Annotated in this window: 13 protein-coding genes; 5 read left to right on the top strand and 8 right to left on the bottom strand. The window is 34.0% G+C overall.

The genetic code is table 11. The features are described from left to right. Window positions 1-34: 34 nt before the first annotated feature. The 5 genes from ACIQ0M_RS06275 to ACIQ0M_RS06255 all read right to left on the bottom strand — a co-directional run bounded on the left by ACIQ0M_RS06275 (window position 35) and on the right by ACIQ0M_RS06255 (window position 2,769). Window positions 35-232, bottom strand: a complete 198-nt coding sequence (locus tag ACIQ0M_RS06275; protein WP_129464880.1) for a hypothetical protein — start codon at window positions 230-232, stop codon at window positions 35-37. A gap of 101 nt (window positions 233-333) precedes the next feature. Continuing rightward, window positions 334-1,125, bottom strand: a complete 792-nt coding sequence (locus ACIQ0M_RS06270) for a TIGR00266 family protein (protein ID WP_396150835.1) — start codon at window positions 1,123-1,125, stop codon at window positions 334-336. Between the two features lie 31 nt (window positions 1,126-1,156). Further along, window positions 1,157-1,816, bottom strand: coding sequence for a tRNA (5-methylaminomethyl-2-thiouridine)(34)-methyltransferase MnmD (gene mnmD / locus ACIQ0M_RS06265; protein ID WP_396150833.1), 660 nt, complete (start codon window positions 1,814-1,816; stop codon window positions 1,157-1,159). A gap of 3 nt (window positions 1,817-1,819) precedes the next feature. Beyond that, window positions 1,820-2,275 (bottom strand): hypothetical protein, encoded by a 456-nt coding sequence (locus tag ACIQ0M_RS06260; protein WP_396150831.1) that lies wholly within the window; start codon window positions 2,273-2,275, stop codon window positions 1,820-1,822. Next, window positions 2,275-2,769 (bottom strand): DUF4920 domain-containing protein, encoded by a 495-nt coding sequence (locus ACIQ0M_RS06255; protein WP_396150829.1) that lies wholly within the window; start codon window positions 2,767-2,769, stop codon window positions 2,275-2,277. The genes ACIQ0M_RS06260 and ACIQ0M_RS06255 overlap by 1 nt, the downstream gene beginning before the upstream one ends. A gap of 301 nt (window positions 2,770-3,070) precedes the next feature. Between ACIQ0M_RS06255 and ACIQ0M_RS06250 the strand changes: the two genes are divergently transcribed. Continuing rightward, window positions 3,071-4,138, top strand: coding sequence for a branched-chain amino acid aminotransferase (locus ACIQ0M_RS06250; protein ID WP_396150827.1), 1,068 nt, complete (start codon window positions 3,071-3,073; stop codon window positions 4,136-4,138). Window positions 4,139-4,190: 52 nt separating this feature from the next. Here the strand turns inward: ACIQ0M_RS06250 and ACIQ0M_RS06245 are convergent, their stop codons facing one another. Beyond that, on the bottom strand, window positions 4,191-4,574 hold the full coding sequence (locus ACIQ0M_RS06245; protein WP_396150825.1) for a hypothetical protein: 384 nt from the start codon (window positions 4,572-4,574) through the stop codon (window positions 4,191-4,193). 374 nt (window positions 4,575-4,948) lie between these two features. Here ACIQ0M_RS06245 and ACIQ0M_RS06240 point away from each other — a divergent pair, with 374 nt between their 5' ends. The 3 genes from ACIQ0M_RS06240 to ACIQ0M_RS06230 are packed head-to-tail and all read left to right on the top strand — an operon-like array spanning window position 4,949 to window position 7,853. After that, window positions 4,949-5,443, top strand: a complete 495-nt coding sequence (locus ACIQ0M_RS06240) for a hypothetical protein (RefSeq protein ID WP_396150823.1) — start codon at window positions 4,949-4,951, stop codon at window positions 5,441-5,443. Continuing rightward, on the top strand, window positions 5,443-7,245 hold the full coding sequence (locus ACIQ0M_RS06235) for a tetratricopeptide repeat protein (RefSeq protein WP_396150821.1): 1,803 nt from the start codon (window positions 5,443-5,445) through the stop codon (window positions 7,243-7,245). Before ACIQ0M_RS06240 ends, ACIQ0M_RS06235 begins: the two co-directional genes overlap by 1 nt. Then, entirely contained in the window at window positions 7,242-7,853 is a 612-nt protein-coding gene (locus tag ACIQ0M_RS06230; RefSeq protein WP_396150819.1) for a response regulator, read from the top strand. Before ACIQ0M_RS06235 ends, ACIQ0M_RS06230 begins: the two co-directional genes overlap by 4 nt. Window positions 7,854-8,027: 174 nt before the next feature. Here the strand turns inward: ACIQ0M_RS06230 and ACIQ0M_RS06225 are convergent, their stop codons facing one another. Together ACIQ0M_RS06225 and ACIQ0M_RS06220 are read right to left on the bottom strand one after the other, a co-directional pair. Further along, window positions 8,028-8,870: an isoaspartyl peptidase/L-asparaginase gene (locus ACIQ0M_RS06225; RefSeq protein ID WP_396150817.1), complete on the bottom strand. Its 843-nt coding sequence runs from the start codon at window positions 8,868-8,870 to the stop codon at window positions 8,028-8,030. 75 nt (window positions 8,871-8,945) lie between these two features. Further along, window positions 8,946-9,818 carry a cyanophycinase gene (locus ACIQ0M_RS06220; protein WP_396150886.1) on the bottom strand — a complete coding sequence of 291 codons (873 nt, stop codon included), beginning with the start codon at window positions 9,816-9,818 and terminating at the stop codon, window positions 8,946-8,948. Between the two features lie 251 nt (window positions 9,819-10,069). Between ACIQ0M_RS06220 and cphA the strand changes: the two genes are divergently transcribed. Further along, window positions 10,070-12,694 (top strand): cyanophycin synthetase, encoded by a 2,625-nt coding sequence (gene cphA / locus ACIQ0M_RS06215; RefSeq protein ID WP_396150816.1) that lies wholly within the window; start codon window positions 10,070-10,072, stop codon window positions 12,692-12,694. Window positions 12,695-12,714: the final 20 nt, after the last annotated feature.

Here is a 12,714-nt window from a genome sequence, read left to right as displayed (position 1 = left end):
AATAAAAAAGGAGCTATTTAGGCTCCTTTAGTTTTTATAGATTAACATAAATTAAACAATTCTTTAGTTCTGGTTTTTCTTTAGTAAAGTTCAACAACCAATCTTTCAGTTGTTCAATTTCATAAGGCAATAATTGTTTCATTGCTTTCACGAGTTCTTTACTAAAAAGTGTAGGATCAAAACTTACGCTTTCTAAGATTTTCTTAGTATAAGCAAACATCGGTCTTGTCATTTTTTTGATTTTTATGTAGAATTTGGTTTTAAAGAACGTTTGGTAAATTTACTAAAAATAAAAATATCTACTAAATTTTTAACATCCCAATTGGCTAAAATTTAACGATTATCGCCATCTAAAAGATTTCCTAAACCACCTAAAATACTTCCTTCACCTTTCTGTTTTCCACCTCCTTGTGGAGCGGCAGCCCATATTCTACCTGCTAATCGACTGAATGGTAACGATTGAATATAAACCGTTCCCGGACCTTTTAAAGTGGCAAAGAATAATCCTTCCCCTCCAAAAATTGTATTTCGTATTCCTCCTACAAGTTGTACATCATAATCCACTGTTTGCGTAAAACCAACCACGCAACCAGTATCTACTTTAATCATTTCGCCGGGTTGTAACTCAATTTTTGCCATGGTTCCACCGGCATGAATGAATGCCATTCCGCTACCCTCTAATTTTTGCATGATAAAACCTTCGCCGCCAAACAAACCGCGTCCTAACTTTCTGGAAAATTCTATTCCGATTTTCACCCCTTGGTTCGCACATAAAAAAGCATCTTTTTGACAAATGAATTTTCCGCCTACGGAATTCAAATCAATTGCTAAAATCTTTCCGGGATAAGGTGAAGCAAAAGATATTTTTCGTTGACTTGGATAACTATTTTCAAATAATGTCATGAACAAACTTTCGCCTGTGAGCAATCGTTTACCTGCCGAAAACAGTTTGTTCATAATTCCGCCCGCATCGCTTCCATCACCAAAAATGGTTTTCATCCGGATACCGTCTTCCATCATCATAAAGCCACCAGCTTCGGCCACAACAGACTCTGACGGACTTAAATTTATTTCAACATATTGCATTTCTTCACCGTAAATAGTGTAATCTGTGACTTTGTACATATATCTCTTTTAAACTTTTAAACAATTAAAACTACTTCCACCCTCTCAACATTTCCCTCTTCCCCGGTGGTCCGGCCAACTTTTCTATTTTAAAACCCGCTTCTTTCATCGCATTTTTAATCGGTCCGCGACAAGCATAGGTAACTAAAATTCCACCTTCTTTTAATGCTTCAAACATTTTGGTAAAAATTTCTACGCTCCACAATTCCGGTTGAACGCGATACCCAAAAGCATCAAAATAGATAATATCAAATTGATTTTTATCGTTGATGTCGTTGAATAATTGCTTTCGTTTAGTTAGTCGAAAGGTATCGGAAATTGTTACATTTTCCTCCCAATCTGAAGCATGTATTGTTTTAAATTCTGATTCAAATTGATTTGCATTAAGTTGATTAACATAATTCATTTGCACTATTTCTTCAGGTGAAATCGGAAAGCCTTCTACACCAACATAATCAATCTTCTGTTTGTTTTTTTGACTTTCTAAAAAAGTAATAAACGCATTCAAACCTGTTCCAAAACCAATCTCTAAAACAGAAACGGATTGCCCTTTGCAAAGTGATAATCCGTTTTTGATGAATACGTGTTGAGCTTCCTGAATGGCTCCGTGTTTCGAATGATAACTCTCCTCCCACTCAGGCAAATGGATGGAAGTAGAACCATCGGAAGTGATAATAATTTCTCTTTTCAAATTTTAAGGTTTGAGTTGTAATTTTTTGATTCTCGGAATTGGTCCAGAACACTTCACTTCATGACATGAAATGCAAGCTTGAATAGCGTTTGAATAATGTTCTTTTGCCTTTTCGGGTTCTTTGTAAATCATTTCTTGAGCAGTTAAAAAAACTTGAGCGTTTTCTTTAAAAAAAGCATCATTTTCTGAAGGATCTGTCATGATTGCTTGGTGAATCTTGGCAAAGTGAGACGGAAATTCTCCCACTGGTTCACCTTTTTCAATGCGTTCTTTTAGTCGCTGATTGTCCACATACATTTGTTCCATAAGCAATGCCATTTCGGAAAGCTCATACATTTCGAACGATTTTTTCTCTGTCGTGGCTGTAGAATCAACTTTTTTTTCTTTCGAAGATTCATTTTTATTTTGGCAACTAATAAAGAATAAAACCGAATATCCTATAATCAAAATTTTTTTCATTATTCTTTGATTAATACGCCATCAGATAAAAAAGAATAGGAAACTTTTGGTTCTGTAATTGAATCAATCGCTTCTTGCGATTTTCCTGCATCTTTGGCATAATGTTTTAATTCTTCTACAGTTTCAACAGAAATGAAAGCTTTTCCGTTTACAATTGCTTCGCTACCGGCTGCATTCAATGGCATAAAAAAGCTGTAATCTTTAAAACGAACAAAAGTATTTTTATCTTCATTTAAACTCATGTTCATCCAGCAACCTTTCTTTTGGCAAACATCTTTTATTTCTGAGCGGAATTTTACTTCAACAGTATCACCTTCTTTTAAAGTTTCAAACTTCGCTAAAAGTTCTTCCTTCGAAATTACACCTTCAGCGGTAATTGAATCACCAAATGATTTGAAATTCTCGGTTTGAACTACTGCTATTTCTTTCGTTTCCTCTTTTTTACAGGCTATCATTGTAAAAACTGCAATAGCCATTAAAATCGTTTTTCTCATTATATTAATTTTAGACTTTACTTATTTGAACTACAAAAATAAGTAGTTTAATCCTTTTCGAATTAAATTTCCAATAAATTTTAATTCAAAATGCTAAAAACTCAATAATTTATATTCAGTTTAAAGAAATTTAAAAAAGTAGTTTGAATTTGTGATGTTTTTGTAAAACTATCAAAAAACTATAGTTTTTTTTATATTTTAGCCAAATCATAAACCTCTTTTTACATTTTAATTCATTTTTAACGTAAACCGTTGTTTATCAATTAATTAATTTTATTTTGTATATTAAAATCATATTTAAATGAGTTCAAATCTTATTAACGAAATCGATATAGTTAAAGCTTCAACTTCAAAAATCAGCAGTGTAGATTTTGAAAACCTAACATTTGGAAATGTTTTTACCGATCACATGTTGATTTGCGATTTTAAAGAAGGAGCTTGGCAAAAACCGATTATCAAACCGTATGAACCGTTTATGATTGATCCTTCGGCAAAAGTATTTCATTATGGTCAGGCGATTTTTGAAGGCATGAAAGCCTATAAAGATGAAAAAGATGATGTTTGGATGTTTAGACCTGATGAAAATTTTAACCGTTTTAACCATTCTGCCAAACGTTTAGCTATGCCGGAAGTAACCGAAGATATTTTTATTGGCGGTTTAAAAGCTATTTTAGATTTAGAACGGGAATGGGTGAAAAAAGGAAAAGGTAATACTTTGTATATCAGACCTTTCATGATAGCGATTGGGTCAGGAGTAATTGCTCAACCATCGACGCAATATCGTTTTATGATTATTCTTTCGCCGGCTCGTTCATATTATTCAGGTGAAGTAAAAGTAATTATTGCCGAACATTATAGTAGAGCTGCAAACGGAGGAATTGGTGCAGCCAAAGCCGCCGGAAATTATTCGGCACAATTCTATCCAACCAAATTGGCAAATGAAAGAGGTTTTCAGCAAATTATTTGGACTGACGATGCGACACATACCAAATTGGAAGAAGCCGGAACGATGAATGTTTTCTTTAGAATTAACGACACTTTGTATACAGCACCAACCGGTGAACGAATTTTGGATGGTGTAACTCGAAAGAGTCTAATTGATATCGCAAGACGCGACGGAATTGAAGTAGAAGTACGTTCTGTTTTAGTTTCAGAAATAATTGAAGCAGCTAAGGATGGTTCGCTAAAAGAAATCTTTGGTGCCGGAACCGCGGCAGTAGTAAACCCAATTGTTGGATTTTCATATCAGGATAATTATTATGAATTACCTAAAATGGAAAATTCGTATGCTTCACAATTAAAAGAAAAATTGACTAATATTCAATATAAACTAGCAGAAGATACTTTTGGCTGGACGGTAAAAGTTTAGTTTTCTGTTATCAATTGTCGGTTATCTGTTAAAGAAACCGACAACTGATTTTTTATTTTAGAATGGCTTCAAAATTTGGTTTAAAGTAATTTGGACCTTTTAAAACTTTTCCGTCTTCACGATAAATTGGTTTTCCGTTTTCGCCTAATTTGCTCATATTGCTGCGTTGAATTTCGTCAAACACTTCTTCGATTTTGTGTTGCAAACCATGTTCTATAATGGTCCCGCACAAAATATAAAGCATATCGCCTAACGCATCGGCAACTTCAACAATGTCATTATTCATTGCAGCTTCTAAATATTCTTCGTTTTCTTCTTTCATCAAATTAAAACGAAGTAAATTTTTGCTTTCGCCTAAATTTATTGAAGGTTCTTCCTTAAAACCTAATCCGAATGCCGTGTGAAACTCTTTAACGGCTAAAATTTGTTTTTGCATATTATCCAATTTATTTTGATAAAAATAACTGTTTTTTGAATGTGGTTCGAAAGAGCTATTCAAAAACAATTAACTATTTTTGTTGAAAAATTAAAGTTATGTTTTCAACCGGTCAGATGATCTTTGCAGGTTTCTTTGTGGTATGCTTTATCGCGGTAATGATTTATGTGTATCGAAAAGATTTATCGCTACATAAATTGCATTACAAAGGAAGTTTTAAAGTGCTTTTGGGCTTTATTTTCTTCATACTATTATTATTTCTCATTAAGATTTATTTAAAAAAATAATGAAAACCTAAAAATCCCTATTTGTAGGGATTTTTTTTTGTAAATTACTATCGAATTTTGAAGTGTTTAACTTTAAAACTAATAACTATGGAAGATGTACGTTATACAGCAATTGGATTTTATAATGGGATAAAAAAAATCTTAACGCTAGAATTAGGTATCCCTGAAGATAATGATAATAACTATGTCTATAAACATTATGACTTAACCACTAAACTCAAGGACGATATTTACTTAAATGTGATATTGACCAATATAAATTATGGTGAAAATCAATTCGAAGAAGTAACTGAATATCATGAAAAAATTAGCATAATCATGAAACCAGAAGTAGATGCTGGAAATTTAAATACCGATTATCGGGATGAAGTAATTGATTTAAAAAAACCTGATATTTTGTTTTTGTTAGTGCATGATAATCAACTTTCTCCTGCAAATATTAGAGAAATTAAGGGTAATGTTTTTGAATATTATGGAAGGGCAAAAATTAAAAGTAATTTCATTTCAGAGGACTATCCTAAAGAAAATCCTATAGTCAGTGGTAGACCGAGAACATTAGGGATGAGCATAATAAAAAAATAATGATTTTAAAAAAAATAAAATTTACTTACCTACTCTTTACATATTTTATATCGAGTGGGTTTGTTTTTTCACAATCAACTAGTTATCAAAAAGTTGACAGTTTACTTGCTGAAGGTAGAAATTATAGTGCTATAAAATATTTAACCCAATTTAAATCTACTAAGGATAAATCTGAACTTGCAAAAGTTTACAACTATATTGCAAAAGCTTACAGTAATGAAAACCAAAACGGAAAATCATTTGAGTTTTACACAAAATCAAAAAACATTTATCTTGCCGCAGGTCAAAAAGAGCAAGCGATGGAAGTTACACTCGAGATAGCATATTTATTTAGTACTCAAAAACACAATTTCGAAAATGCTAAAGATCTTATTAAAGAATATATAGCATTTGCAAAAGAAATGGGTAAAGATGATTTAATTGCAAAAGGCTATGAAAGTTGGGCCTCTTTGCTTATTGATGATAATCCTGAGGAAAGTAAAAAATATTTCAAAAAAGCACTGGAACACAACAGAAAATCTTTTAATGAAATAACATATTCAACAATAAACAACAATCTTGGAGTATTATACACTGAGAAACTATCACAACCTGATTCTGCCTTATATTTTTACAATAAAAATCTAGATGTATCTATCAAAAAAGATGATGCAGAGGAAGTTTGCACAAATTATATAAATATTGCCGGTGCATACTACTACAAGGGAGAATATAAAAAAGCTATTGAATTTTTAAATAAAGCCAATCAAATAGATATTAAAAAATATAGAGCTAAAACAAAAAGTCTCATCCAAAAATTTCTATCTTTCAACTATGAAGCTTTAGGTGATTATGAAAAAGCATTGGATCATATTTATGAATACAAAACTCTACAAGATACAATAAACGCAGAATTACAAGACATCAAAGTCTCTGAATTACAAATTTTATACGAAACAAAGGAAAAAGAACTTGAAAATAAAGCTCTAAAAAATCAAAACAGTTTATTAGAAAGCAAACGAAAAATCAACCTTTTAATCCTTTTTGTTCTAGTTGGTCTTTTAATTTCAATCATTGTAATCGCTTTATTGACCATTAAAAATGCCAAAAAGAAACAAAAAATCGCAGAGCAAGAAAAATTACTTGAAAAACAAAAATTAGCCACTACTTTAAAAGAGCATGAACTTCAGAGCATTGATCTCATGTTGGAAAGTCAAGAAAGTGAACGAATAAAATTAGCCAATGAGCTTCACGACAATTTGGGGAGTATGTTGGCAACATTGAAATTAAACTTCCAAAATTTAAAACGTCAAAAAGAAGGTTTAATAGTGGAAGAAAATAAACTTTATGAAAAAACAGATAATTTAATTGAAGAAGCCTATCAAAAAGTGCGTGATATGGCTCACTTTAAAAATTCAGGCATTATTGGAAATGAAGGTTTGGTACCCGCTGTAAAAAAAATGGCTGATAAAATGAGTGTGTTAAACCTTTTGGAAATGAATGTCATTCCTTTTGGTTTAAAGGAAAGATTAGACAATAAATTAGAAATAAGTCTTTTTCGAATGATTCAAGAATTATGCACTAACATTATCAAACACGCCAAAGCCAGTGAGGTAAATATCTATTTGACACAACATAACGGTACAGATATTAACCTGATTATTGAAGACAACGGCGTGGGTTTTGATCCAAAAGAGATAAAATCAAGCGATGGAATGGGGCTTAAAAACATTGAAAAGAAAGTAGAACAAATGGGCGGAACTTTTTCGATTGACACCATCAAAGACAAAGGAACTACCATCATAATCGATATTCCATTATGATACGAATTGTAATTGCAGAAGATCATCAAGCGTTAATAGACGGTATCAAACTTATGATTGAATACGAGCCTGATATCGAAGTAGTTGGGGAAGCCAATGATGGCGAAGAATTGATAGAAATAGTTCGAAAAAAACGTCCGGATATCGTGTTAACTGATATTCGAATGCCAAAATGTGACGGAATTTGTGCCACAAAATCAATTATGGAAAATTACCCAAACACCAAAGTCATTGGCTTTAGTATGTTTGAACAAACGGAAGCCATTAATCAAATGCAATCAGTCGGGGCAAAAGGATATATTCTAAAAAATTCATCACTAAAAAAAGTTTTGGAAGCCATCAGAACTGTAGCTAAAGGTGGAATTTATTTTGATGATGCGATTACAACGCACGATTCGTTAACCAAAGAGGAAATAATTTTAAGCAAACGCGAAAAAGAAATTCTGCAACTCATCGGCGAAGGCAAAACTTCACAAGAAATAGCCGAAATCTTATTCATTGGAAAAACGACGGTTGATACGCACCGAAAAAACATTATCAAAAAAATGAACATTCACGGAAAAACAGATTTAATTCGGTTTGCTGTGGAACGAAAATATGATTTTTAAACCATTCTAAAAAGCGAAAGTCCCTACTACAGGGACTTTCAACTAAATTTCCAAAAACTACTAACACGGTTATAGCTAAAAAATTAACTAATTAACTACGACAAAGCTAGTAGAAAGAATGATACCAAAACATCCCTACAAGTAGGTATTTTTCATTTATTTTTAATAATGTTATTATTTAAAAACCACTTCATTTTCCCCATCAAAACTGGCAAAAACCATTGTTGGATGTGAATCTTGGTGATACATGTTTCCTTTACAATCAATCGCAATTGCTCCGGCAAAACCGTCAAAAGGTTTGAGTTCATTGAAAGTCTTTTCAAACGCTTCTTCCAACGAAAATCCATCTGTCACACGAGTAACAATTTTGGTTGCCACTGCCCCACTCACAATGTCTTCTCCCACTCCGGTTAGACTTACGCCACAAAATTCATTGGCATAATTTCCGGCAACCGTGGCAGAATCCGATATGCGTCCAGGAATTTCAAATCCTTTTCCGCCTGTGGAAGTTGCTACAGCAATTTTTCCTTTTGAATCTAAAGCTACACAGCCTACCGTTCCTGTACCGGTTGATTTCAATTTGGCTTCATATTCCGCTTTTCGTTGTGGAATTTCGGTTGAAAAAGCTTCAAAACCATGTTTTCTGGCAAAATTTGTTGCTCCACTTCCTCCCAAAATTCGATCATCAACAGTCATTAAAACTTCTGCAACTTGAATGGGATTTTTAACTTCTTCAATATTAATCACACCGCTCATTTTCATGGAAGTTCCATCCATTAATGCAGCACTCATTCTTATTTTTCCGTCGCTTTGAATTTGTGAACCTATTCCTGCATTGAATAATTCATCATCTTCCAATAAAGAAACAGCGTAAACAACTGTTTCTAAAGCGGTATGTGATTTAAGGTACTCATAAGAATCCTTTACAATTCTCAACAAGGCCTCTTGTTTTGCAATTTTAGTTTCAAGATTAGTTGATGATTCAGAGAAAAATCCGCCGTGAATAATTATTTTCATTTTTTTATGGTATGGGTAAAAGGTGATAGTTGAAAGGAAATACCAATTCCCTTTCACTTATCAACTTTTATCTTCTTAAATATATTGCGAAGAATGAATATGCATTTTAAACGTACTCAAATCAAAGGTATCCCCCATGCTCATGACATGTGTAACCAAATGATTAATAGAAACCGGCTGACCCAATTCTACTTGTGTTAAATTGGTGTCTTTAATCTCTTTTCCATCCACCAAAATAACCAATCCGGAACCGATTGCTTCCATTTTGGTATTGTTTGTAATCAAAAGTCCGGTATCTTCACCTAAACCAATTCCTAATACTTTCGGATTACCAACGACCGCTTGAAATAAACGTCCGATTCTACCGCGTTGAACAAAATGTGTATCAATAACCACATCATCAATCAAGCCCAATCCGGAAGTGATTTTTACTTCGCCTTTCAATAAAGCCTCACTACTACTCCCTTGGTAAATCATGTTATTAGATGCTGCAGCTGCTCCTGCGGAAGTCCCTGCATAAATAAAATGATCATTCTTGTATTTTTCCAATAAAATATCATGAAATTTGGTTCCACCTAGAATTGAGGAAAGGCGAAGTTGATCGCCACCGGTAAACATTACTACATCAGCTGCTTTCAATCGTTCGATAACGTCAACCTCAGAAGCTTGCTCGCGTCGCTCAATGTGCAAGACGTCAACATTCGAAGAGTTCAAATATTGAAAGGCTCTAACATACTCAGGACCAACTTCTCTTGGGATTTTTGAAGCGGTGGTTATGACTTCAATCCTTGATTTATCTTTAAATTTCGATTCGTCGATGATTCGTTTTAAAATTCCGGTTTCAAAGAAATTCATATTTTTTGAAACGTCTTGATCAAAACTAGCCTCTGTAAAACTGCCTTTATCAACAGCTCCACCAATAATAATTAATTTTCCTCTGCCATTCATGCCACAAAAATAACAAAATCTTAAAACTAACTCATGGTTTTTTAAGAATTTGACAGAAATGAATTGCTTTTTATTCATAAAAAACAGAGCATCATCTCACTGAAAATCAATTCAAAAATTCATTTTTCATTACATTTCAAATAAATTTTAACAAAAGCAACAAAAAAAATATTTTAGTAAAACAAATATTTCTTATTTTTAACAAAATCATTACACAAAAACTAAACTAACCTTTCTTTCAATTTAAGTTTATGAAAATATTAAAAGTACAAGCTCTACGCGGACCAAACATTTGGAGTGTTCAACGAAAAAAATTAATCCAAATGCGATTGGATTTGGAAGAAATGGAACAATTTCCGACCAATAAAATTGATGGTTTTAGAGAACGCCTCGAAGCTATGTTTCCTACCATGATAGAACATCGCTGTTCTGAAGGAGTGCGAGGCGGATTTTTTATGCGAATAGAACGCGGCACTTGGATGGGTCATGTCATTGAACATATTGCCTTAGAAATTCAAACCCTTGCCGGCATGGAAACCGGATTCGGACGAACAAGAGAAACCAAAACGCCAGGAGTGTATAATGTGGTTTTCAGTTATACAGAAGAAAATGTGGGTATGTTTGCTGCCGAAAGTTCAGTCAAAATTGCTGAAGCTTTGATTGCAGGAACAGCTTATGATTTGGAAGCTGACATAAAAAAAATGCGGGAAATTAGGGAACGCGTTCGATTGGGACCTTCTACGGGAAGTATCGTTGAAGAAGCTGTTGCACGTGATATTCCTTGGATTAGACTCGGAACCAACTCTTTAGTACAATTGGGTTACGGTGTAAATCAAATGCGTTTTCAAGCAACCATTACTTGCAAAACCAGTAATATTGCTGTGGATATTGCCTGTAATAAAGAAGAAACCAAACGCATGTTAGACATGGCTTCTATTCCGGTTGCCAGTGGTTCGATTTGCGTGGACGAAGAGGATTTGGAACTCACTATCAAAAAAATTGGTTACCCCATTGTAATTAAACCTTTGGATGGTAATCATGGAAAAGGAGCCTCGATAAACGTTGTTACTTGGAAAGATGCAGTTGAAGGTTTAGCTCATGCTCAACGATACAGTCGCCGTGTGATTGTTGAAAAATTTATCACCGGTTTTGATTTTAGAGTATTAGTGATTGATAATAAATTAGTCGCAGCTGCTAAAAGAGTTCCGGCTCATGTTATTGGTGACGGCAAACATACTATTCAAGAATTAATCAACATCACCAATCAAGATCCTAGAAGAGGTTACGGACATGAAAATGTACTTACCGAAATTACAGTTGATAGAGACACGACGGATTTATTAGAAAAATTGGGCTATTCATTAGAAACAATTCCTAATAATGGAGAAACCGTTTACTTAAAATCAACAGCAAATTTAAGTACGGGAGGAACTTCTGTAGATGTAACCGATATGATGCATCCTGAAAACATCTTTTTGGCAGAACGAATTTCGCGAGTTATTGGTTTAGATGTATGTGGAATCGATATCATGGCAGAAAATTTAACCCAACCTTTAAAAGAAAATGGTGGTGTAATTTTGGAAGTAAATGCCGCTCCCGGATTTAGAATGCACTTAGCTCCTTCGGAAGGATTACCCAGAAATGTGGCTGCTCCCGTAATTGATATGCTTTATCCTCCAGGAAAACCCAGTAGAATCCCGATAATTGCGGTAACGGGAACAAACGGAAAAACGACCACTACCCGACTGTTGGCTCATATTGTTAAAAATAATGGCTATAAAGTTGGTTTCACAACTTCTGACGGTATTTATATCCAAAACCACATGTTGGAAAAAGGCGATACCACCGGACCAATTAGTGCGGAATACATTTTAAAAGACCCTACGGTTGAATTTGCTGTATTAGAAACCGCCAGAGGTGGAATTTTAAGAGCAGGATTAGGTTTTAGCCGCTGTGATATTGCCATCATTACCAATATTAGAGAAGATCATTTGGGGTTAAGCGACATTGATACTTTGGATGATTTAGCACGTGTAAAAAGCGTTGTAGTTAGAAGTGTAAAAAAAGACGGTTGGGCCATTTTAAATGCAGAAGACGAGCAATGTTTAAAAATTGCCAATGATTTGAATTGCAATATTGCCTATTTTTCTATGGATGAGGAGAATCCATTCGTGAAAAAACTGAGCAAAGAAGGAAAAATTGTTGCCGTTTATGAAAATGGATACATTACCATCAAAAAAGGCGATTGGAAAATTAGAGTCGAAAAAGCACTCCACATTCCATTGACTTTGGGCGGAAAAGCCAAGTTTATGATTCAAAATGTATTGGCTGCCACTTTAGCGAGTTATTTGTATGGATTCAAAACCGACGACATCAGCCTTTCATTGCAAACCTTCATTCCGAGTGTAGCACAAACGCCGGGAAGAATGAATATTTTTGAATTTAAACGATTCAAAGTGATGATTGATTTTGCTCATAATCCGGCAGGATACATGGCCATTGAAGATTTGTTAAGTAATATTGAAGCCTCACGAAAAATAGGAATCATAGCCGGAGTGGGTGACCGTAGAGACGAAGACATTCGGGATTGTGCTGAAATAGCCGGAAGAATGTTTGACCATATCATCATTCGTCAGGAAAAACACTTGCGTGGCAGAACAGAACAGGAAATTATCGATTTAATTTTGGAAGGAATTCAAAAAGCGAATCGTCCGGTGACGTACGAAATTATTCCGAAAGAAATTGAAGCCATCAAACACGCCATTAATATTGCGGATGACGGAACGTTTATCACCGCTTTAAGCGATGTAGTTACGAATGCAATTGGAATTGTTCAGGAATATTTGGATAAAGAGAATGAGGAGAATTTGAGTTAGTCTGATAATTTGCCTTAATA

It is taken from the genome of Flavobacterium sp. (genome assembly GCF_044339515.1).
In the GTDB taxonomy this organism is placed as follows: domain Bacteria; phylum Bacteroidota; class Bacteroidia; order Flavobacteriales; family Flavobacteriaceae; genus Flavobacterium.
This window is presented reverse-complemented; position numbering and strand designations above follow the sequence as displayed.